The following is a 20,330-nucleotide window of genomic DNA, read 5'->3' on the forward strand; positions in this document are numbered from 1 at the left end:
GCTGGCAGCCACGACGGGTCTGGCGGTGAACTTGCCTTGTCTGGGAAGGGCGGCCCGCTGCTGGACGACCGGGCCATAGCGCGTCCTCCTCTGGACAAGCAGGCTGGGCCCCCAGGCGGCCATCACCTCGCGGCCGGTGCCTGCAGATGAGCGCGGACCACCGCGCCGCCTGGTGGCATGGCCCATGGATGGCAGCCAGCGGGCGCCACGGTCACCGGTCTGCTGCTTCCTCTTTCCTGCCGAATCGACCTCGCCTCCACAGCGTCCATCACCCCTGCTTCAGCTCCGTCCGGCCTGCTCCCTCAGCCAGACCAGGGCACGCTCCCCCGCGTGCAGCACCGAAAGGTGACCGTCGTCCGGGAAGAGGCGCAGCTCCGCCGCCGCACACTGCCCGGCCAGCCAGACGCTGTGGCTGCTCGGCACCACCCGGTCCTGACGGCCGTGCAGCAGCAGCACCGGCACCGAGACCTGCGCGGGTTCAAAACCCCAGGGCGCCACATACGCCAGATCATCGTCAATCAGCCCGCCCGGCCCGGCGGCCTGGGCCGGACCGACCACACTGTTCAGCCAGGCCCATGCACCTTTCAGGGCCTCATAGTCGGCAGGCGTGAACATCTCCGGGTCAAACGGAGGGGCAGCGGCCTCGTAGCGCTCCTTCGTCTCGCGGCCGGCGAGGGCGGCCCGCAATGACGCGACTCCGGACCGGTGCATGCCCGCAAACCAGTCGAGCCCCTCCGCCGGGTACGGCGCCAGCCCGGCCACACTGACCACAGCCTCCACACGGTCCGGGAGCAGCGCACCGCAGGCCAGCGCGTGCGGCCCCCCGCCGGAATGCCCCATCACGGCGAAGCGGTCCAGATCCAGCGCGTCGGCCAGCTGGGCCACGTCATCAGCCACGGAACCCACACGGCGCCCCGGCCGGGGGGTCGAGCCGCCGTAGTTCGGCCGGTCAAATGAGACCCAGCGCAGCCCCAGCCGCTCCGCCGCCCCTAGCAGCGGAGCGGGCGGCGGACCGATGTTGGGCGTGCCGTGGTGCCAGACCACTGGCAGCGTCCCGGTCGCCGGGCCGGTGTCGTAGAGATGCAACGTACGGCCGTCGGTTAACCGCAGGTCCAGTTCGGTCAGCATGGTGCCACTGTAAATGACCCTGGCAGGACATCCAGGACTGCTCCCGGGGCGCCGGAAGCGGAGGGCCGCGCTGCGGGCGCCACCGGTGCGGTCTGGCCCGGCAGCAGGCTGGATTAAGGGGCCGCCACCGTGCGGAACACAGGAAAAAGGCCGGACAGGCACCGCACGTCTCAGGCGAAGCGGCGTCTGATGCGTACCCACAGACAGTAGTTTACTTTAGTTACCTATTGCGATAACATAAGGATATGCCCGATCCCCAGACCGCCACCGCCGTGCATCCGCCTCAGGACGTCAGCCTGTTCCTGAAGGCAATGTGGCGGCTCAACCGCGCCATGGCCCAGCAGTTCGAACCGCTGCTGCACGAGCGCCACGGCACCGAGGCCCGCAGTTATTTCATCCTGCACAGCATTCAGAGCGGCGTGCAGTATCCCAAGGCGCTGGCCGAGGAACTCAAGATGCCCAGCACCCTGATCAGCCGCTACCTGGATGACCTGAGCAAGCGCGGCCTGATCGAGCGCCACATCGACGAGCACGACTCGCGCCGCACCCTTCTGACGCTCACTCCGCTCGCCCTGCAGCTGGTGGCCGAGGTGCGTCAGACCATTCATGACGTCACCGAGGCACGCCTGAGCCGCCTCTCGCCCACCCAGCTCAAGGGCCTCACCGACGCCCTGCGCATTCTCGTCGACGAAGGACACGCCGCATGACCCCACCGGACGCCTCCCCCCGCATCTTCACGCAGCAGGAGAAGACCATTACGCTCATCGGCCTGATGGTGGTGTTCCTGCTCTCCGCGCTGGACCAGACCATCGTCAGCACGGCCATGCCGCGCATCATTGAGCAGCTGCACGGCCTGGAGTACTACGCCTGGGTCACCACCGCGTACCTGCTGGCCAGCACCGTGATGGTCCCGATCTACGGCAAGCTTGGCGACCTGTACGGCCGCAAGCCGATCCTGATCATCGGCATCACGCTGTTCCTGCTCGGCTCGGTGCTGTGCGGCATGAGCGGCGAGCCGTTCCTGGGCAACCTGTTCGGCGGCGGCATGCTGCAGCTGATCGTGTTCCGTGCGCTGCAGGGGCTGGGCGGCGCGGCGCTCTTCACCAGCGCCTTTGCAATCATCGCGGACATGTTTCCGCCGGCCGAGCGCGCTAAGTTCGGCGGGCTGTTCGGCTCGGTGTTCGGGCTGTCGAGCGTGGTGGGGCCGCTGATCGGCGGCTTCCTGACCGACCACGGCAGCGTCAACCTGCTCGGCTACTTCATCGAGGGCTGGCGCTGGGTGTTCTACGTGAACCTGCCGCTGGGCGCCGTGGCGCTGTTCATGATCATCGCCAAGATGCCCAGCCTGTCGCACAAGGCCACCGGCAAGATTGACTTTCTGGGTGCGGCGCTGATCATCGCCACCACCATTCCGCTGCTGCTGGCCCTCACCTGGGGCGGCACCACCTACCCCTGGGACAGCGCCCGCATTCTGACGCTGTTTGCGGTCAGCGCTGTCAGCCTGGTGCTGTTCGTGCTGGTCGAGCGCCGCACGCCCGACGCGATCCTGCCGCTGAATCTGTTCAAGAACCGCACCTTCACCTTCGCCAACCTCGCCAGCTTCGTGATCAACATGGCCTTCATCGGCATCGTGATGTTCCTGCCGCTGTACATGCAGACGGTGCAGGGCATCACCGCCACCAACTCGGGCCTTTCGATGCTGCCGCTGATGGCCGGGCTGATCCTGTCGAGCATCCTGTCGGGCAACCTGGTGGCCCGCACCGGCAACTACAAGCCGTTCCTGATCGGCGGCAGCATCGTGATGATGGTGGGCGTGCTGTTCCTCTCGCGCATCGGGGTGGACACCAGCCGGCTGGACCTGGCGTGGCGGATGTTCATCGTGGGCCTGGGCCTCGGCCCGACCATGAGCATGTTCAACCTGGCGGTGCAGAACGCCGTGCCGATGCGGATGATCGGGGTGGCCACCAGCAGCAGCCAGTTCTTCCGGCAGATCGGCACCACCATCGGGGCGGCCATCTTCGGCACCCTGCTGATCAACAACCTGCAGACCGAGCTGCCCAAGTACCTGCCGAAGGTACCGGGCATGCAGAGCATGAGCCGCAACATCAACTTGGGCGAAATGCGCTCCAGCGGCGGCAACAGCGACACCACTAAACAGCTGCAGCAGGCCGCCGACCAGGAGTTCCGGCAGCTGGAGCAGGCGCTGAACGGTGACGTGGCGGCCACCGCGCAGCTGCTGGCCAACCCGCAGGTGCCGGCGCAGCTCAAGACGCTGGTGCAGAACGGCGGCGTACGCGCCCAGGTGCACACCCAGCTGGCCACCCAGGCCACCCAGGTGGGCGCGGCGCTGCAGCAGGGCGAACCGGGCCGGCAGGCGCTGCTCAGCAACGCCAGGACCCCGGCGGCGCTCAAGACCCAGCTGCAGGCGCTCCCGGCAGCGGCCCTGGCCACCCCCCAGGCGGCCCGCCAGACGGCAGCGCAGGTGCAGCAGGGCCTGCTGGCGCAAGAACCGACCCTGGCCCGCACGGCGGTGAGCCAGACGCTCAGCAAGGTGCACACCGCGCTGAACCAGCAGGTGCAGACCCTGGGCCGTCAGATTACGACCGGCATGAAACAGGGCTTCACCGCCGCCATCCAGCGCATGATGCTGACCAGCATCTGGATCATCGCGCTCGGCTTCCTGCTGATTCTGGCGCTGCCAGTGGTGCCGCTGCGCGCCAACCGTCAGGGCAACCCGGATCAGGCCAGCCCCGACGCCGACATGCCGGTGGCACAGCCGGGCCACTGAACCCCAGCAGTTTCTGAACGCGCCGCATCCGAGCTCTGGCCGACGGATGCGGCGCGTTCATCTTGCCGGCATCCGGCTCCGTGGGCGTAGCATGCCGCCATGACTGCCACCCCTGCATCCCCTTCCACCCCCGCCCTGTATCACCGCGTGCTGGTCGCCAGCGGGGGCGCGCCCCACTCGGTTCAGGCGGTGCAGCGGGCGGTGCAGCTGGCCCGGCACTTCGGCGCGGAGCTGCATCTGGTGGTGGTGGTGCCGGCGGCGTCCAGCCCGCTGGTCAACATGGCCGCCGGACTGCCCGGCAGCGAGATGCTGGAGGCGGACGCCCTGGCCAGCGCGAGCGCCACCCGGCAGCTGCACCTGCAGCAGACCGCCGCGCAGGCACGAGCACAGGGCCTGACGGTCCACGAACACCTGATTCAGGCCATGAAACCGGCCGACGCCATCCTGTCGGTGGCGCGCGAGGTGCAGGCCGACCTGATCGTGCTGGGCCGCCGCCACACCTCGGCCTTCAGCGCCGCGATGGCCGGCAGCACCGGCGACGCCGTGAGCCACGCGGCCACCGCCGACGTCCTGATCGCCCGCTGAGGTCAGCGGAGCAGCTGTTCGGTCTCCTGCTCGGCGCAGAGTGCATCCTGCCGGGGGAGCGCAAAGCCGAAGGTGGCTCCCTCGTCCGGCTGGCCATGCGCGAACACCCGTCCGCCATGGCGCGCGACGATGCGCCGCACGTTCGCCAGCCCCACCCCGACCCCCTCGAATTCGCGCTGGCTGTGCAGGCGCTGAAATACCCCGAACAGGCGGTCCTGCTGGCCGGCCTCGAAGCCGGCGCCGTTGTCCTGCACGCTCACCACCCACTCGTGCGGCCACGCCTCGGCACGCACCCGGATCTGCGCCACCGGCCGGCCACGCGTGAACTTGACCGCGTTGCTGAGCAGGTTGGTGACGACCTGCTGCAGGGTGGTGGGGTCGCCGTGCACCTCCGGCAGCTCCGGGACGTCCCACTCGATGCAGCGGTCCTGCAGTTCCGGAGTGAGCTCGCTGCGGGCCTGCTCCACCAGCGCGCCCAGCGCCACCCGGCCCGGCTGCAGCGGCCGCCGACTGGTGCGCGACAGGTCCAGCATCGCGTCAATCAGGGTGTTCATGCGGTCGGCCGACTGCTGAATCACTTCCAGATGATGGTGCAGCTTCTCCTCGGCCACCGGGCGCTGCCGGGCGTCACGCTGCGCCAGTTCCGCGAAGCCCTTGATGTGACGCACCGGGGCCCGCAGGTCGTGCGACACGCTGTAGGCGAAGGCTTCCAGCTCCGCGTTGGCCGCCAGCAGCGCGGCGCGCTCGGCCTCCAGTTCGCGGGTGCGGGCCGCCACCCGCGCCTCCAGCGTGGCGTTGCTGCGCTGCAGCGCCAGCTCCGTCTCCTTGATGGCCGTGATGTCGCGCGACAGCCCGTAGAGCCGCATGGCCGCGCCCGTGTCATCCCGCTCCACAAAGGTGTGCTGTTCCACCCAGATCACCTGCGCGTCGTCACGCACGAAGCGGTACTGCAGCACCGACTCCTGCAGCTCACCGCTCCGCAGGCGCTGGAAGGCCGCCAGGATCAGCGGACGGTCCTGCTCGTGCACGTTGCCGAGGTAGTCAGCGAGCGTGGGCTGCCCGTGCTGGACCCCCAGCAACGCGCGCAGTTCTGGAGAGCGGTAGCCGCTGCCGTCCCGCAGATCGAATTCCCAGGCGCCCTGCCGCGCCGCCCTGAGCGCCAGGCTCAGGCGCTCCTCACTCGCGCGCGGTTCGCTCATGCGGCCATGATAGCGGCCCACCCGGCACTGAGCCGTGATGAGCGGCCGGCGGACTACGGATTCCAGCTGGCAGGCAACGCGCCGGTGGGACCGGGTCGCAGCAGCGCGCAGCCCACGCCGTCAATCAGGCGGCGGGCCTCTGCCCACGGCCCCTCGGCGTGGGCCGGATCCGGCGCCCTCAGGCAGGGGGCCGCGCCGTTCACCGACGCCTGGCTCCACTGCCAGACGCGCACCGTCAGGGTCATGCTCCCCAGCAGCACCGCCCCGCAGCACATCAGCTGGGCGTTCAATCTGGCCTGCGTGCGACTCATCCGGTCTGAACCGTAACAGACACGCTCCTTCATCGTCCGCTGGGGATGGCGGGGGGAGTCGCCCGCTCAAGCACATCTGCATGTCCGGCTCATCTGGCGTCAGGCTGGAGCCATCTCTGGGTGGCCCCTTCCGGGCATGGGTCGTCTCCCCGGACCGGGTACGCTGAGGCATGTTCGTGTCCGCGTGGTTCATGATGCCACTCCTGCTGGCTCCCGTGCCGGCACTCGCCGGGCCGCCGCACATCCGCAAGGTGCAGGGCCGCACCCGCACCGAGGCAGCCCTCACCGCGGACCGCTGGGTGAGCGAGTAATGGACCTGTCCACCCTGGCCCCCACGCTGCAGGCGAACTACGGCCTGACCGCCGCGCTGACCCCCGCGCCACTCGCCGCCGAGGGACACAACAACACGCTGATCGGCCTGGATACGCCCCAGGGCGCCTACGTGCTCAAGCTGATGGCGCAGGCACCCCAGGAGGCCCAGCAGCGTGAACTCCGGCTGCTGGAGCAGCTGTCCCGCCAGCACTTGCCGTTTAAAGTGGCACAGCCATGCCGTACCCTGCAGGGCGAGTGGAGCGTGGCGCTGCCACCCCCGGACAGGCGCCATCTGATGGTGCTGCCGCGCCTGCCCGGCGGTCGGGTGCCGAACCAGCCGGACGCCTGGAGGCAGGTGGGCGAAACCTTACGTTCCCTGCACGGCGCGCTGGCCCACCTGCCCGCTGGGGCCGCTCCCCTGCCGCTTGACTGGACCCGGCCGGACCTCCTGCACCCCGCTGTGCTGGATCCGGTCGCACTGGCCCAGCAGCGGCCCGAGCTGTGGGGTGGTGTGGAGCGGGCACGGACCTGGGCCGAGCACTACCGGGTTGCCCGGCAGATGATGGCGACCCGGCTGGCTCCGCTGTCCCGGCAGCTGATTCACGGCGACTTCAACACGCCAAATCTGCTCTTCGATCACGGCCGCGTTACGGCGGTGCTGGATTTCGAGTTCGCGTCGGTCGCGCCCCCGCTGCTGGATGTGGCAACCGCGCTCAGCGAGGTACTGCAGGATGGCCCATTGCCCCGCTGGGACCTTGCCCGCGCGCTGCTGGACGGGTACGGCCCGCTGAGTGCGGCGGAGCAGGCCGCGCTGCCCGCCGCCCTCCTGGCACGCCAGACAGCGGTGGGGGTGTGGGGTCTGGGTCAGGCGCTGGAGCACGGCCCGACCACGACCACCTTGGCCCGGCTGAACGCACTGGGCCAGCTGCTGGCGCTGATCCAGACCGAAGCCGGACAGCTGCGGACCCTGACGGACACGTCCACCTGACTCGAAATGATCGGCCGAATCGCTTCATGGATGAGCGCGCCTCGCACAGGGGTCCCCGGCACTGGCACTTTCGAGTTGTTCAGCTGCACAGCGTTGGCCTACACCTGCACTGAGCACGGCGAATGAGCAGCGTCCCTGGACTGTCCCTGTTGCCTTCATCGGCCCGCTGCCTTGTCCGCTCCGGGCCTGACTTGCGGGCCGTCTCAGGCTGTCCGACGGGCGGCCGTTGTCTGTTTACCCGAACGCTGGGGTGTTGCAGGTGGGGTGCAGCGGTGTAGATTCTGGTTCGTTCATCACCGGGCCGTGACCTCCTGCTTTGCAGGAAGGTCAGGGTGGCCGGTGGTCCGGTTGGAGGGGTGAATGACGAAGGAGTATGAGAGTGCGGCGGCAGCGCTGCGGGGGGTGGTGCAGGACGGGCAGACGCTGGCGGTGGGCGGCTTCGGGCTGTGCGGCGTGCCCGAGGCGCTGATCCTGGCGCTGCGCGACAGCGGCGTGCGCGACCTGACCGTGGCCAGCAACAACGCCGGCGCCGACGGCTTCGCGCTGTGGGAGCTGCTGCAGACCCGCCAGATCCGCAAGATGATCAGCAGCTACGTCGGCGAGAACGCCGAGTTCGCCCGCCAGTACCTCGCGGGCGAGCTGGAGCTGGAGTTCACCCCGCAGGGCACCCTGGCCGAGCGCCTGCGGGCCGGCGGCGCCGGCATCCCCGGCTTCTACACCCGCACCGGGGTCGGCACCGTGATCGCCGAGGGCAAAGAGCACCACGACTTCGACGGGCAGACGTACATCCTCGAGCGCGGCATCCGCGCGGACGTGGGGCTGGTCAAGGCCTGGAAGGGCGACCGGGCCGGCAACCTGATCTACCGCAAGACCGCGCGCAACTTCAACCCGCTGGTGGCGATGAGTGGCCGCGTCACCATCGCGGAGGTGGAGGTGCTGGTGGAGGTGGGTGAGCTGGACCCGGATCAGGTGCACACCCCGGGCATCTATGTGCAGCGGCTGGTCCACAACCCCACGCCCCGGAAACTGATCGAGAAGCGCACCGTGCGGGAGGGTTGAGATGAGCTGGAGCCGGGACGAGATGGCGGCGCGTGCGGCGCAGGAGCTGCAGGACGGGATGTACGTGAACCTGGGCATCGGGCTGCCCACGCTGGTGGCGAACTTCATTCCCGACGGGGTGGACGTGATGCTGCAGTCGGAGAACGGGCTGCTGGGCATCGGGCCGTTTCCCACTGAAGCGGAGCTGGACAGTGACCTGATCAATGCGGGCAAGCAGACGGTCACGGCGGTGGCGGGGGCGAGCTTCTTCTCGAGCGCGGAGAGCTTCGCGATGATCCGGGGGGGGCATGTGGACCTGGCGATCCTGGGGGCGATGCAGGTGAGCGAGCGCGGGGACCTGGCGAACTGGATGATTCCGGGGAAGATGGTCAAGGGGATGGGCGGGGCGATGGACCTGGTGGCGGGGGTGCGGCGGGTGGTGGTGCTGATGGAGCACGCGGCCAAAGACGGCAGCCCGAAGCTGCTGCGGGCGTGCACGTTGCCGCTGACCGGGGCGGGGGTGGTGCACCGCGTCATCACCGAGCTCGGGGTGCTGGACGTCACCCCTCACGGCTTCCAGCTGGTCGAACTCGCCCCACACGTCGCCTTCGATCACCTCCAGGACCACACGGGCGCTCCGGTCCAGACCGCCGGCTGACCGGGTCCTTGCTCAGCGCACAGCCATCAGGTCCAGCTGTGCGCTGCTGCTTCCCAGGTCCGCCTGCACCTGCACCGATTTGAGCGGCGCACTTCCGGCCTTGAGCTCGAGATACCACACCCCGGTGTTCTCGATCAGGTCGGAGCGCTGCAGCGTGACCTTCTCGGTCTGCTGATCGGCGTAACTGAGTGTGAAGTCGAGCTGCCGGACCGTCACGTCCGGAACCGTCACACGCACGAACCCCTGAGCGCCGGCCAGACTCACCTGTGGCGGGGCCATCAGCTGCAGGGTGCCGTCCTTCACGTCCTTCGTGGTCGCCGCCACCGCGTACTGATCTTTGGTGTACACGCTCGGGAGCAGTTGCCGGTAGAAGGTTTCACGCCGTGGGAAATGGTCGAGCGACGTCCAGATCAGGAACAGGGGCGGGCGCTGATCGGCCGGGCGGCTCAGAAAATACTGAAGGATGGGCAGGTCTGAGCCGCCGCCACGGATGTAGTCGTTGGACACCGGAATGCCCATCTGGGCCGTCAGCTGGTCCGCAAAGCCGTATTCAGGCGTGCCGTAGCTGTCCACCACCCAGTCGATCACCGGGGCGTCGTCCAGCAGGCCCAGGTCGGCGGGGGCCTGGAGCACGAACTTCGGGTGCTTCTCGGCCGGGAATTTGACCTTGCAGTAGATCTCGGCGAAGCGTCGGTAACTGTCTTCAAACCGGTGCTCGGTCATCCCCTGCTGCACGATGGTGTACTTGTGCGTGGGAACCTTGGCCAGCTCCGCCGCGTATGTGGTCTTCAGGTACGAGGCCAGGGCGGCGGCGTAGTACTGCGCGCCCAGGGAGGTCCAGTGATGGTCGGTCCGGAACAGGAAGTCGTCGCGGTGGGTGGTGGCCTTGTAGCGGTCGGTGACCGTGAGGTAGTCGAAGGCCGCGATGCCCAGGCGCTGCAGTTCGGTGATGAACAGCCGGAAGTTGGCCCGGTCACGCTGCGGGTCGAAGTCGGCCAGCAGGGGGTCGGTCCAGTCCACATACTCAGGGTTGACCAGCGCGGGCGGCGCGGCCGGCGCCACGATCAGGTGGGTGCCCTGCCGGGCCAGCAAGGTGTTCAGCCGCTGGTAGTAGCTGGCGTACTGCTCGGTCGATTGGGTGAAGTCGCGGCCGAAGGTGAAGGTGCTGTAGAGCCGTCCGCCCTGCCCCTGCACGAAAAACTCGTACTTCGGGTCGCCACCGATATGCCGGATCTTGTCGCACCCGGCGATCGACTGGGCCGCCGCCGGCGTCGAAACGAGCAGCAGCGCCGTGACCAGAAGCTTCATGATGCCGAGCGTACACAACTGAATCGCAGAAACGATGAGAGCCGTGAGATTTTTGTAGGCGTTGGTCGCCGTCAGATGAAGACAGCCCCCACCAACTCCAGCAATCTGCTGAGCTTTCGGGGGCCACACTGTGGGGAGTAATGTTCCGCTTCGAGGAGTGCTCGTCATGAAAGCCGCCACGCCGTCCCGCCCTTTGGTCCGTCAGGACCACAGGGCGCCGGAGTCCTTGCAGCGCGCGCTGGACCAGCAGCGGCGACGACAGGCGGTCGAGGTGCACCTGGCCAGCCACCGGGGCACCCTGGACCTTGAGCGGCTGATCCGCCGTTTCCCGGACCACGGCTCGCCAGCGGGACGGCAGTTGAGCCGTGTGGTCCGGCAGCAGGGACAGTATGTGCAGTTGAGCCGGACGCTGGGGCACGGCCCAGCCCAGTCACCAGCGCTGCGGCTGTGGCCCCCGCTGGCGTGGCTGGAACGGCGGGTGGTGGGTGTACTGCCGTTCACCCTGACGGCGGGCACACCCGCGGTAAGGGCCGGACAGAGCGCGCTGCTGCTGCCGTGGCCCGGCGGAGGGCTGCTGCTCGCCGAACACGGTGGCCGGGTCCATCAGTTCATGCACGATCCGCAACTGGAAGGCCGCTGGCAGCCGCTGGAGTACGCCAGCGACCTGCAGACCGGCCCGGAGGCCCAGGCCGACCCGCAGGTGCTGGGGCTGGAGCCGCTGCCGGCCAGCTGGCGGCAGCTGACGAGTGCCCGCCGGGCCGAGCGGGTTCTGCGGGCGCGGCTGGTGACCGCGGCCGTGTTCGTGGCGCTGCTGCTGCTGCTGCAGGCGCTGCTGATCCACGCCGGGCTCTCGTCTCATCTGGGTCTGCTGCCGATCCTCGCGGCGCTGCTGACGGTGCCGGTGCAGCGGACGCTGGCCAGGTGGGCCGGCGCGCTGCCCAAAGGTCTGGACGCCAGTCTTCCTGCGGGCAGCCAGAGCGCCCTGGAGCGTTTCCGGCCGGCACCAGACCAGCGCGAGCGCCTGCTGTCCCCCGACTGCCGGGCCGTGCTGGCCAGCGTTCGCACCGCCCTGGAGCAGGCGGAGCGGCGCTTCGGCACGGAACTGGTCGGTCCGCTGCGGCTGGAACTCGCTGGACTGCTGGACGACCGCTTTCTGTATTTGCGGCCAGACGTGGCCCTGGACGCCCAGCTTCAGCAGCGGCTGACGGCCCTGACCACCCGGCTGCAGCAGCGGACGGCGCTGGCCGACGTGCGGGCCCGCGACCTGGCGGCCGAACGGCTGCGGCGGGACGCGGTGGACCCGCACTTCTAGGCGCCGGTGTGGGGCCGCAGACGGGCACCGGACATGCCTTCGATACCTCGCCGCCGGCCCGCGCCGAACGGCTGGCCGCCCGCGTGAGCGGCAGAAGCCAGATCAGCCTCAGCACGGCCCTGCACGAGATCAGCATCCTTGACAGCGGCACCCTGACGGCCCTGCCGGCCGTGACGCAGTCGCTCAATGAACTGCTGACCACCGATCCACTCCCACCCGACCCGCTGAGGCAGCTCATTGCGAAGCAACCGGCCGGCTGGTCTCGTCGTCTGCCGTGGCGGTCCGCGTCCCGCGCGCCACAACTGAACGAAGCCGCCTGGACAGCGTGGCAGGCGGACGTTCGGCACACCAGCGAGCGGCTGGCCCGGCACCAGCGGCAGCTGAGCGAGCTGCAGGCCCGGCAGGCGCAACTGCTGCACGACCTCCACGACGATGCCCAGACGCTGACGCTGACCGCCAGCATGCTGAGCGCCGACGAGGCCCTCACGGAGCCGGTTCGGCAGGCGCTCGTCCGCGCCCTGCAGGTGCGGGTGGCCGAGCTGCAGACCGCCGTGGTGATCGTGCGTCAGACCCAGGCGGCCACCGACCAGCTGGCCGTCCATCACGCCGAACTGCAAGGTCGGCTGACGATGGCCGCCCAGCTGATACATGCGGCGGCCCAGACCGGCATGAGCCTGCAGCAAGTGATGAACGATTGGGCCACGCTCAACGACTCATCCGTCCCACCCCTTTCTCCCCTGCCCGACCCTGGAGACCAGCCATGACGCATCCCATCCTGACGCTCACCCACATCCATCAGCTGTACGCGGAGGGACGCGCGTGAGCCGCTCCCCTGCCGATCACGCCCTTCCGATGCCCGCCTCGACCGACAGCGAGGCCCTGGCAGAACTGCAGGCCCAGTCTGAGGTCAGCGACGAGCGCCTTGCCGAGCTGAGCCTGACCGTGCAGCGGCAGATGCGCGGCCTGACCCTCCACCCCGGCAGTGACGAAGCGCTGGCCGAGGCGCTGAGGGTCCGCCGTGATGAACGGTTCGAACAGGTGCGTCAGGCCATGGAGGAAAGCCGCACTCACAGCAGCCGCCTGCTCGACCGACGGCTCAGCGACTTTGAACGGGGACCCGGCGCCACCATCAGCCGGGAGTTGCCCCGGCTTCGCCAGCGGCTGCTGGATCTGGCGCCGGAAGGAGGCGGGCTGAAGCGGCGCCTGCTTCGGGTGGTTCCGTTCGCACGGGGCGGTGAACGCGAAACGCTGCGGCTGCAGAGTGGACGACGGCAGATTCAAGCGGTGGTTGATTCGCTGGCCGCCAGCCGCGAACAGCTGCTCCAGGATCACCGGGAACTCGATGCCTTAGGTGTTCAGCTGACCCAGTCGGTCCGTCAGCTGCGCCTGGAGCTGTTGCAGAACCTGGTGGCCCGCCGGGAACTGCAGCACGAACTGCAGCGCGCCGACCTGTCGGCCGCACGCCGACAGGTGCTTGAACAGCACCTGTTGCTCCCCCTGCAGCAGGAAGCTGTGGATCTGAGTACTCAGTTGCAGGTCGCGCTGCAGGCGCTGGTGGCCCGCCAGGACCTGCAGGACACTGGGAGGCAGCTCATCGAGGCGGTCAACCGGGCCAGCACCACGACTGTGGCCGCCCTCGAAACCGGCCTGGTGCTGGCCGGGGTGTTGCAGGAGCAGGCACGGGTTGGCCAGTTGGTTGTGGATCTGGCCAAGACCACCGAGCAGATCCTGCTGGACAATGCCCGGATGATCCGCCAGAACGCAGTGGGCACGGCCACCCTGGCGGGACGTCCGCTGATCCGGGTCGAGGTGTTGCTGCAGGCTGCAGAGACGCTGGAGGAGGGCCGTCGTGAGGTGGACGCGCTGCGCGCCAATCAGGGGCGCGAGCTGGAACGCTCCCTCACTCAGCTCCAAACTCTGATTGAGCGCAGCGACCGCCTGCTCTCCCAGGAGCTTCCGGAGAGCTCTACAACGTCCAAGTTGAGGTAATGGCCTTTCGTGCGGACACTTGGGGTCAAGTGAGGCACTTTTCCGGGCGGCTTCAGGTGCGGACAGTTTGGGTCATTCATTGTGCGGACAGTTTGGGCTGTTCTTGTTTTTCCTGTTCAGGACGTGAAATATTCACTTGTGCCACTTGCGGACAGTTTGGGCGATCCGGACCTCCGGGCTGCGGACACTTGGGGCCATACCGGTTTGCGGACACTTTGGGTCAAATCTGACCAATTTCGCGTCCTGAAGGAGGAAAACCCTGAATTCCCAGCACTTCGCTGCTCGTTATCAGCCACACGGACACTTGGGGCTCTTTGGACCCTTGAGGCGCGGACACTTCGGGCCTTAACGACCGGCTGAATGCGGACACTTAGGGTCGTTGGACCCCTAAATCATGCGGACACTTGGGGTCGTTGGGCCTCCAGATATGCGGACACTTGGGGTCATCCATACAGAATCTGGCGTGCTGGACATTGTTTGTGTTGTCCTCTTGTTGTTGACAACAGCTCTTTTTTCTTTTGAATTCTTTTAAAAGAAACAATAACATCAGCACCATGACCCTCGAAACCAGCCGGGAGAAGCATGCGTTCGTTCGTCCATTCGATGAGCTGAATCTTGCCCGGCTGAGCCTGATCTCCATGCAGAGCCGTGTTGGTCGCGATCAGTACGGCTGGGAGGACGCCTATCTGGAGGGCGGCAAGCCTGTCTCAGTCAAATGCGTGGGCACGGTGGAATATCTGATTCCGCACGGCATCGACAACGATGTGATGATCGGCATCCAGAACATGTTCCTCGCCGCCGGTTGCCCCGCCAGCAACGCCGTGACCGACACGGCCGGCGGTTACCTACGCTGGGCCGGGCTGGACCGTTCCGGACGCTACTACCGCAATCTGCGAGAGTCGCTGATGCGGCTGTCACACACCAACTATCACGTCGAACGCGGCTGGTACAGCGGAAACCGCTTCCAGACCGTGATTTTTCGTCACCTGCACGAGATCTCCTTCGATACCGGGGAGGCCGGGGGGGGCCTGGACAGCCGCAGCCTGATCACGGTGGTGCTGCCCACGCCCATTGCAGAAAGTCTGCGCCGGGGATTCATCAAGCCGCTGGACGCCCAGGTGCTGGCCGTGCTGGAGCAGCCGGCCACCCGCGCGCTGTACCGGCTGCTGGACGGCAGCCGACATGACCCAAACCGTCCGAATGAACGGCTCAACCTGCTGCAGACGAATCTGGTGGTCTGGGCCCGTCGCGCCCGCATCCTGGACTTAAGGCCCACCAAGATTCGGCGGACCCTGGATGCAGCCCATGAGGAGCTGATTCAGGCGCGTTACCTCAGCGCCGTGGAATACAACGGACGCGGTGCCAACACCACCATCACCTACATTTTCGCGCATGACATTGAAACCAGTGATCCTGAGCTGTATGACCGGCTGGCCATGCACGGCATCGCTCCCAAGATGATCCGGGAGCTGATCCAGCGCTACGGCAACGTGACGGTGCGGGAGCGGCTCGATGAGGCTGAAACGCTCTCCAAGGGCAAACGGCAGCCGGGGGCCGGCTTCTTCGTGGCCTTCATCCGCTCACCCGAGGAGTACCGTCCGCGCGCCGTGGTGGCCCCTGGATCCTCCTCCCCCCGGCAGGCAGCTCAGCCGGTGCTGCTGGCACTTCCCAAGGTGGAAGAGCCGGACCCGGACGCCCGCGCCCGTGAGCAGTGGGAGACCATGAGCCACAGCGAGCGGGTGCGCGAGACGATGCGAGTGCTCCGGATCACCTACGGCAGCCGTTTCAGTGGCGGGCAGTATGAGGCGATCCGTGACGCGCTGGAGGTGGGTGCCTTCCGGCCGGAGGTGCTCAAAAACAACGCCGCGCGCGCCCTCAACGAGGGACGGCGCGACGAACTGGCCGCAGAGCTGCGGATGCAGGTGTTCGATCTGAATCAGTCATGAGCAGGGGCACTCAGGGGTGTGCCGGTGTCAGGTTCTCCAGATACTCATCGTCCTTGGGGCCCCGGTCATTCATGGCCAAGATGGAGCTGTGCGGCGCCAGCGCCCTGGAGTGATCCAACAGCGGCCAAGGCGGAGCGGTTGGCCTGCGGACCGGGTGGGATGTTCAGGTCTGTGACACCTTCTCCTGATGGGGATCGGCAGGGTGCCCAAAATGTCCGCGTTCCCTGAACGCTGGGACGCCTCAACCGCGTCAACGTGCGACCGGCCTGCAGCTCGAGTCGCAGTGTGATGAAACCCGGAAGCCGGCGTCCTCCGGCCCGTGGCAGCATGGGCACATGACGCATGTGGTGGTAACGGGCGCGGCCGGTCGCGCAGGGCAGGTGACTGTCGCGCACCTGTTGCAGCGCGGCTATGTTGTCACGGCCGTGGACCTTCAACATTTGCCCCGGCCGGAGGTGCAGGGCGGCACGCTCCGTGCGGCCCTGCGTGCCGACCTGACCGATCTGGGCCAGACGCTGGAGGTGATGCACGGCGCCGACGCCGTGGTGCACCTCGCCAACATTCCGGCGCCGGGCCTGTACCCTCCGCACCACACCTTCGTGCAGAACGTCGCCATGAACCACAGCGTTTTTACGGCCGCCGTGATGCTGCAGCTGTCGAGGGTGGTGTGGGCCAGCAGTGAAACCACCCTGGGCCTGCCGTTTAACCGGCCTCCCGCCTTCGCGCCGGTCAACGAGGACCACTACCCGTGGCCGGAGTCGTCGTACGCGCTGAGCAAGGTGGTCACCGAGACGATGGCCGAGCAGTTCGCACGCCAGAGCGGCATGCCGTTCGTGGCGCTGCGCTTCTCCAACATTCTGGGGCCGGACGAGTACCGGGCTTTTCCCCAGTTGGCCTGGCCGGACCCGCAGGCGCGGCGCTGGAACCTGTGGGGCTACATCGACGAGCGGGACGCAGCGGAGGCCTGTCGGCTGGCCCTGGAGGCCCCGCTGGCCGGGGCCAGCAGCTTCATCATCGCGGCGGCCGACACGGTGATGCCGACTCCCTCGCGGGAGTTGATGCGGCAGGTGTTCCCGGAGGTGCCGCTGGACCCGCAGCTGAGCGGTCACCAGACGCTGCTGAGCATTGAGCGCGCCCGGCAGCAGCTGGGGTTCGAGCCGCAGCACCGCTGGCGAGACACGGTCTCGCCGCCCGACGGTGCCCCCACCGGGTAAGCGCTTGGTGTAGAAGGCCCCTCCTCCCCTTCCCCGGCAGACCTTAGAATCATTCAGCGTCTTCACGAGCCTCCCTGCCCATGCCGCTGCCTCTGTCTGCTCTGTCCTCCCCCTGGTGGCTCTGTGTGTCCCTGACATCCGCCGTGTATGTCGTGTGGGTGCTGGTGAGCGGTGGGCCGGAGGCGTGGCAGCCGCCGCTGTCGCTGCTCGCACTGCTGATGGTGGCCTTGCCCGGCGCGTGGTTGCTGTGGCACGGCGCCTCCGGCCCGCTGCGCCCGAACCGGCAGCGGCTGGCCCTGGGCCTGCTGGTGTGCGCGGCTGGGCAGCTGGTGGCCTTCGCCATGCACCCGGATCGTCCGGCCGTCGGGGCAGTGCTGGGGTTGCCCCTGTTGCTGTCGGCGGTGCTCGGTCTGCGCCTGACCTGGCAGACGCCAGGCCGGATGGAGACCCTGAGTCTGGCGCTGGAGGCGCTGCTGCTGTCGGCGGTCCTGGTCATGCTGGCGATGCATCCGGACCGCGCCCTGGGCGCGGTGGGCCTCGGCCTGGGCGCGCTGCTGCTGCTGACCACTCCGCAGCCGGTGGAGGGCCTGCCGCCGCTCTCTCAAACCCTGATCGGGAGCGCGCTGCTGCTGGGCCTGACGGCGGCCTTCTGGACCGTGACGCCTATGGGCGCGTCCGCCCTCGACATCAGCATGCTGTGGGTCCTGGCGGCCGGACTGCTGAGCGGCGCGGCGCTGCTGCGGCCCCGGCCTCCGGCCCTGCATCAGGGTGCCCCCAGCCGCGGGGCGCTGCTGCTGTCCGTCCTGCCGCATGGCCTGCTGGCGGGGCTGTACGTGCTGGACGTGGTTCTGCTGCTGCCCCGGGGGCCGGTCTGGCCGGTCGCGCTGCTCACCCTGCTGTTCGTGTGCCGCTTCCTGCTGGTGCTGCTGAATCAGCAGCGGCAGCTGCAACTGTGGACCTTTCGGGCGGAACACGATCAGCTGACCGGCCTGCTGGGCCGCCGGGGGCTGGAGGAGCATCTGCGGCGGGCCATTGCCGGCGCCCAGCTGAGTGGCCTGCCCACGGCCGTGCTGTTCCTGGACCTGGACCGCATGAAGAGCATCAACGACACGTTCGGGCATCCGGTGGGTGACGCCATGCTCTGCGAGGTGGCGCGGCGGCTGAGCGCCTCGGTGCCGAGCAGCGCCAGCGCCGCCCGCTACGGAGGTGACGAGTTTGTGGTGGTGTGGCCGGGCCTGACGTCCGTGGCGGAGGTGGGGCCGGCGGTGGAGCGGCTGCTCTCGGTGCTGCAGCAGCCGGTGCGGGTGGGGCTGGAGACACTCTCGCTGTCGGCCAGCGTCGGGGTGGCGATGTGCCCGGACGATGCCGACGACAGCACCCTGGCCATCGAGCGGGCCGACGACGCGATGTACCGCGCCAAGCAGGCGGGCAAGGGCACCTGGCGCTTTGCCGACGACGCGCTCAACACGGCACTGGTGATGGACCTGCAAATTGAAACGCACCTGCGCGGGGCGCTGGAGCGCGGCGAATTTGAAGTTCGCTACCAGCCGCTGATGCAGCTCGCCGAGGTGCAGGTGTTCGGCTTCGAGGCGCTGCTGAGCTGGCACTCTCCGGTGCTGGGCCGGGTGTCACCCGGCGACTTCATTCCGCTGGCCGAAGCGCGCGGCACCATCGGCCGGCTGGGCCGCTGGGTGCTGCGCGAGGCACTGGGTCAGATGCGCCGCTGGCGTGATCAGGGCTGGAGTGACGGCTGCGTCTCGGTCAACGTCTCGGTGCTGCAGTTCGAGGCGCCCGACTTCGTCACAGACATCCAGGAGGCCTTGCAGGAACAGGGCCTGCCCGGGGAGGTGCTGATCCTGGAGGTGACCGAGGGCGCCCTGATCCGGGACGTGCCGTCATCGGTGCACAAGCTCGCCCAGTTGCGGGCCATGGGGGTGAGCATCGCCCTTGACGATTTCGGGACCGGGTACAGCAGCCTCAGCTACCTGCAGCAGCTGCCGGTCAACATCATCAAGATCGACCGCGCCTTCATCCGTGACCTGTCGGAGCGCGGCACCGCCTTTGTGCAGGCGATCATCGCCCTGGCACACAGCCTGAATCTGACCGTCATCGCGGAGGGCATCGAGGTGAATGCCCAGCGTGACGTGCTGGTGGCGCTGGGCTGTGAAGCAGGCCAGGGGTACCTGTTCGCGTGGCCGATGGCGGAGTCGGAAGTCGCGGTCTATCTGGCCGGCGTGGATACGGCGGTCGAAACCTGAAACCAAGAAGCCTGTCAGGATTCCGTGATGTCCGCTTGCTTACTATCTGGGCGGAGGTGACGACAGTGAGCCGATACACCAGAAGTCTTGCGCTTTCTTTAATCATGTTGGGTGGGTTGGCTCAAGCCGCCACCGTCAGGATCGCGACCATCAGTCCGCTGACTGGGGCCCTGACCGGTCTGGGCACCGAGATTAAACGCGGCACGGAGCTGGCCGTGCAGGAGCAGGTCAAGGCCTTCAAGGCGCTGGGGTACGACTTGGCCCTGACGTCCTACGACGATCAGGCCTCGGCAGTGCTGGGCGGCAAAGTGGCCGCCGAGGTGCTGGACGATCCGAGCGTGCTGGGCGTGGTCGGGGCGCTGAACTCCAGCGTGTCCAATGTGGCGGCCGAGGCGTTCGCGGCCGCTCACCTGGCGATCGTGTCGCCCACCAGCACCAACGACCAGCTGACCCAGCACAAATGGAACCATTTCAGCCGGGTCGTGCTGGCCGACAGCGCCCAGGGCATCGCGGCGGCCGACTACATTGCCGACGAGCTGAAAGCCAAGTCGGTCTTCGTGGTCTCCGACAACACCGCCTACGGCAACGGGCTGACCCGGGTACTGATGTCCAACCTGAAGCGCCGTAAAGTGCCGATCTCGGCATACGTGGGCGTCTCGGCCGGCGCGCAGGTCGCGGACATCATCAAGCGCATCAAGACCAGCGGGTCGAGCGTGGTGTACTTCGGCGGCACCGAGGACGTGGGCGGTCAGCTGGTCAAGGGCCTGCGCGCCGCCGGCATCAAGGCCACCTTCATCGGCGGGGACGGACTGGACTCGCCCACCTTCCTGAAGACCACCGGCATCGCCGGGGCCGGCGTGGTGTACACCACCGGCTTCGGGCCGGTCACCACCTTCGCCAACGCGCCGGGCTTCATCGGACGCTACAAGGCGGCGTACAAGGCCGATCCGAGCGGCATCGCCGTATACGCCTACGACGCGGCCACTGTGCTGCTGACCGCCCTCAAGAGCACGCTCAACGATGCCGGTGCGCTGCCTACCCGTCTCCGGGTCAGCGAGGCGGTCCGCAAGGTGAACCTGCCGGTCTGCTCCGGCGGCGCCGCCAACACCTGCCAGACTGTGACCGGCGCCATCGCCTTCACGGACAACGGTGAGCGGGTGCGCTCGCGCCTGCTGCTGATGCGCTACGACGACTACCTGCAGGCGCAGGTGGTCAAGATCCAGACCGTCAACGTCGACGACGCGAACTAAAGGCACAGGAGCAGGGCGCCGGGGAGAACGTTCCCGGCGCCCTGCT

Annotated in this window: 18 protein-coding genes; 14 read left to right on the forward strand and 4 right to left on the reverse strand. The window is 68.0% G+C overall.

Annotation, left to right across the window (positions count from 1 at the left end; all coding sequences use genetic code 11):
* Positions 1-279 precede the first annotated feature (279 nt).
* Entirely contained in the window at positions 280-1,128 is an 849-nt protein-coding gene (locus tag ABOD76_RS00330) for an alpha/beta fold hydrolase (protein WP_350240947.1), read from the reverse strand.
* 245 nt (positions 1,129-1,373) lie between these two features.
* Between ABOD76_RS00330 and ABOD76_RS00335 the strand changes: the two genes are divergently transcribed.
* The 3 genes from ABOD76_RS00335 (at position 1,374) to ABOD76_RS00345 (ending at position 4,501) form a co-directional block, all read left to right on the forward strand.
* Positions 1,374-1,835, forward strand: a complete 462-nt coding sequence (locus tag ABOD76_RS00335) for a MarR family winged helix-turn-helix transcriptional regulator (protein ID WP_350240948.1) — start codon at positions 1,374-1,376, stop codon at positions 1,833-1,835.
* Complete coding sequence (locus ABOD76_RS00340; RefSeq protein ID WP_350240950.1) at positions 1,832-3,916, forward strand: MDR family MFS transporter; 2,085 nt, start codon at positions 1,832-1,834, stop codon at positions 3,914-3,916. Before ABOD76_RS00335 ends, ABOD76_RS00340 begins: the two co-directional genes overlap by 4 nt.
* Before the next feature lie 99 nt (positions 3,917-4,015).
* Positions 4,016-4,501 carry a universal stress protein gene (locus ABOD76_RS00345; protein ID WP_350240951.1) on the forward strand — a complete coding sequence of 162 codons (486 nt, stop codon included), beginning with the start codon at positions 4,016-4,018 and terminating at the stop codon, positions 4,499-4,501.
* 2 nt (positions 4,502-4,503) lie between these two features.
* On the opposite strand, the gene ABOD76_RS00350 is transcribed toward ABOD76_RS00345, so the two are convergent.
* Together ABOD76_RS00350 and ABOD76_RS00355 are read right to left on the reverse strand one after the other, a co-directional pair.
* Positions 4,504-5,700: a sensor histidine kinase gene (locus ABOD76_RS00350; RefSeq protein WP_350240953.1), complete on the reverse strand. Its 1,197-nt coding sequence runs from the start codon at positions 5,698-5,700 to the stop codon at positions 4,504-4,506.
* Positions 5,701-5,753: 53 nt separating this feature from the next.
* A complete protein-coding gene (locus ABOD76_RS00355; RefSeq protein ID WP_350240954.1) occupies positions 5,754-6,011 on the reverse strand; it encodes a hypothetical protein in 258 nt (85 codons plus the stop codon).
* Positions 6,012-6,181: 170 nt separating this feature from the next.
* On the opposite strand from ABOD76_RS00355, the gene ABOD76_RS00360 reads away from it, so the two are divergent.
* The 4 genes from ABOD76_RS00360 (at position 6,182) to ABOD76_RS00375 (ending at position 9,007) form a co-directional block, all read left to right on the forward strand.
* Entirely contained in the window at positions 6,182-6,322 is a 141-nt protein-coding gene (locus tag ABOD76_RS00360) for a hypothetical protein (RefSeq protein ID WP_350240955.1), read from the forward strand.
* A complete protein-coding gene (locus ABOD76_RS00365; protein ID WP_350240956.1) occupies positions 6,322-7,311 on the forward strand; it encodes a phosphotransferase in 990 nt (329 codons plus the stop codon). Before ABOD76_RS00360 ends, ABOD76_RS00365 begins: the two co-directional genes overlap by 1 nt.
* Before the next feature lie 360 nt (positions 7,312-7,671).
* Positions 7,672-8,370, forward strand: a complete 699-nt coding sequence (locus ABOD76_RS00370; RefSeq protein WP_350240958.1) for a CoA transferase subunit A — start codon at positions 7,672-7,674, stop codon at positions 8,368-8,370.
* Position 8,371: 1 nt separating this feature from the next.
* Positions 8,372-9,007 carry a CoA transferase subunit B gene (locus ABOD76_RS00375; protein WP_350240959.1) on the forward strand — a complete coding sequence of 212 codons (636 nt, stop codon included), beginning with the start codon at positions 8,372-8,374 and terminating at the stop codon, positions 9,005-9,007.
* A gap of 12 nt (positions 9,008-9,019) precedes the next feature.
* On the opposite strand, the gene ABOD76_RS00380 is transcribed toward ABOD76_RS00375, so the two are convergent.
* Positions 9,020-10,315, reverse strand: coding sequence for an alginate O-acetyltransferase AlgX-related protein (locus ABOD76_RS00380; protein ID WP_350240961.1), 1,296 nt, complete (start codon positions 10,313-10,315; stop codon positions 9,020-9,022).
* A gap of 226 nt (positions 10,316-10,541) precedes the next feature.
* On the opposite strand from ABOD76_RS00380, the gene ABOD76_RS00385 reads away from it, so the two are divergent.
* The 7 genes from ABOD76_RS00385 to ABOD76_RS00415 all read left to right on the forward strand — a co-directional run bounded on the left by ABOD76_RS00385 (position 10,542) and on the right by ABOD76_RS00415 (position 20,284).
* Positions 10,542-11,627, forward strand: coding sequence for a hypothetical protein (locus ABOD76_RS00385; protein WP_350240963.1), 1,086 nt, complete (start codon positions 10,542-10,544; stop codon positions 11,625-11,627).
* Positions 11,628-11,635: 8 nt separating this feature from the next.
* A complete protein-coding gene (locus tag ABOD76_RS00390; protein ID WP_350240965.1) occupies positions 11,636-12,391 on the forward strand; it encodes a hypothetical protein in 756 nt (251 codons plus the stop codon).
* Positions 12,392-12,446: 55 nt separating this feature from the next.
* Positions 12,447-13,616, forward strand: coding sequence for a toxic anion resistance protein (locus tag ABOD76_RS00395; protein WP_350240966.1), 1,170 nt, complete (start codon positions 12,447-12,449; stop codon positions 13,614-13,616).
* A 554-nt stretch (positions 13,617-14,170) separates the two neighbouring features.
* Positions 14,171-15,562, forward strand: a complete 1,392-nt coding sequence (locus ABOD76_RS00400) for a replication initiator protein A (protein ID WP_350240968.1) — start codon at positions 14,171-14,173, stop codon at positions 15,560-15,562.
* 335 nt (positions 15,563-15,897) lie between these two features.
* Entirely contained in the window at positions 15,898-16,776 is an 879-nt protein-coding gene (locus ABOD76_RS00405; RefSeq protein ID WP_350240969.1) for an NAD-dependent epimerase/dehydratase family protein, read from the forward strand.
* Positions 16,777-16,901: 125 nt separating this feature from the next.
* Positions 16,902-19,034, forward strand: coding sequence for a putative bifunctional diguanylate cyclase/phosphodiesterase (locus ABOD76_RS00410; protein ID WP_350240971.1), 2,133 nt, complete (start codon positions 16,902-16,904; stop codon positions 19,032-19,034).
* Between the two features lie 116 nt (positions 19,035-19,150).
* The gene (locus ABOD76_RS00415) at positions 19,151-20,284 is read left to right on the forward strand and encodes a branched-chain amino acid ABC transporter substrate-binding protein (protein WP_350240973.1); all 1,134 of its coding nucleotides are present in this window, start codon (positions 19,151-19,153) and stop codon (positions 20,282-20,284) included.
* Positions 20,285-20,330: the final 46 nt, after the last annotated feature.

The sequence above is a fragment of the Deinococcus sonorensis KR-87 genome (assembly GCF_040256395.1).
Taxonomy (GTDB): Bacteria; Deinococcota; Deinococci; order Deinococcales; family Deinococcaceae; genus Deinococcus; species Deinococcus sonorensis.

What these genes read in the sequence shown, in the direction of transcription:
- ABOD76_RS00330 (WP_350240947.1), bottom strand. Translation starts at nt 1,128, where the DNA reads ATGCTGACCGAACTGGACCTGCGGTTAACCGACGGCCGTACGTTGCAT.
- ABOD76_RS00335 (WP_350240948.1), top strand. Translation starts at nt 1,374, where the DNA reads ATGCCCGATCCCCAGACCGCCACCGCCGTGCATCCGCCTCAGGACGTC.
- ABOD76_RS00340 (WP_350240950.1), top strand. Translation starts at nt 1,832, where the DNA reads ATGACCCCACCGGACGCCTCCCCCCGCATCTTCACGCAGCAGGAGAAG.
- ABOD76_RS00345 (WP_350240951.1), top strand. Translation starts at nt 4,016, where the DNA reads ATGACTGCCACCCCTGCATCCCCTTCCACCCCCGCCCTGTATCACCGC.
- ABOD76_RS00350 (WP_350240953.1), bottom strand. Translation starts at nt 5,700, where the DNA reads ATGAGCGAACCGCGCGCGAGTGAGGAGCGCCTGAGCCTGGCGCTCAGG.
- ABOD76_RS00355 (WP_350240954.1), bottom strand. Translation starts at nt 6,011, where the DNA reads ATGAGTCGCACGCAGGCCAGATTGAACGCCCAGCTGATGTGCTGCGGG.
- ABOD76_RS00360 (WP_350240955.1), top strand. Translation starts at nt 6,182, where the DNA reads ATGTTCGTGTCCGCGTGGTTCATGATGCCACTCCTGCTGGCTCCCGTG.
- ABOD76_RS00365 (WP_350240956.1), top strand. Translation starts at nt 6,322, where the DNA reads ATGGACCTGTCCACCCTGGCCCCCACGCTGCAGGCGAACTACGGCCTG.
- ABOD76_RS00370 (WP_350240958.1), top strand. Translation starts at nt 7,672, where the DNA reads ATGACGAAGGAGTATGAGAGTGCGGCGGCAGCGCTGCGGGGGGTGGTG.
- ABOD76_RS00375 (WP_350240959.1), top strand. Translation starts at nt 8,372, where the DNA reads ATGAGCTGGAGCCGGGACGAGATGGCGGCGCGTGCGGCGCAGGAGCTG.
- ABOD76_RS00380 (WP_350240961.1), bottom strand. Translation starts at nt 10,315, where the DNA reads ATGAAGCTTCTGGTCACGGCGCTGCTGCTCGTTTCGACGCCGGCGGCG.
- ABOD76_RS00400 (WP_350240968.1), top strand. Translation starts at nt 14,171, where the DNA reads ATGACCCTCGAAACCAGCCGGGAGAAGCATGCGTTCGTTCGTCCATTC.
- ABOD76_RS00405 (WP_350240969.1), top strand. Translation starts at nt 15,898, where the DNA reads ATGACGCATGTGGTGGTAACGGGCGCGGCCGGTCGCGCAGGGCAGGTG.